Source organism: Bacillus sp. GS3m_15504, from assembly GCF_055825275.1.
The window spans coordinates 1-424 of record NZ_JBVVNL010000028.1 but is presented as its reverse complement, the minus strand read 5'-3'; the positions used below and the strand labels follow the sequence as shown (position 1 = coordinate 424).

Below are 424 nucleotides of genomic sequence, written 5' to 3'. Positions count from 1 at the left end.
TATTAGGCACGCCGCCAGCGTTCATCCTGAGCCAGGATCAAACTCTCCAATAAAGTTAGTTTGTCTAGCATCTAAAATAAAAATTGACGTTTCACGTTGTTTGTTTCGTTCAGTTTTCAAAGAACTTTTTTGGTGGAGCCTAGCGGGATCGAACCGCTGACCTCCTGCGTGCAAGGCAGGCGCTCTCCCAGCTGAGCTAAGGCCCCAAACAAGTATCGGGAAGACAGGATTTGAACCTGCGACCCCCTGGTCCCAAACCAGGTGCTCTACCAAGCTGAGCCACTTCCCGAAAGAAAACGCGCCCGAGAGGAGTCGAACCCCTAACCTCTTGATCCGTAGTCAAACGCTCTATCCAATTGAGCTACGGGCGCATATGGTGCCGAGGGCGGGGGTCGAACCCGCACGGTGGTCACCCACCGCAGGA

3 tRNA genes are annotated in these 424 nt (G+C 53.5%); all 3 read right to left on the bottom strand.

Going from position 1 to position 424, the window contains the following annotated elements:
- Positions 1-130: 130 nt before the first annotated feature.
- Positions 131-206: transfer RNA gene (locus tag AC0L0O_RS30030), tRNA-Ala, on the bottom strand.
- Between the two features lie 9 nt (positions 207-215).
- Positions 216-289: transfer RNA gene (locus AC0L0O_RS30025), tRNA-Pro, on the bottom strand.
- A gap of 8 nt (positions 290-297) precedes the next feature.
- Positions 298-371: transfer RNA gene (locus tag AC0L0O_RS30020), tRNA-Arg, on the bottom strand.
- Positions 372-424: the final 53 nt, after the last annotated feature.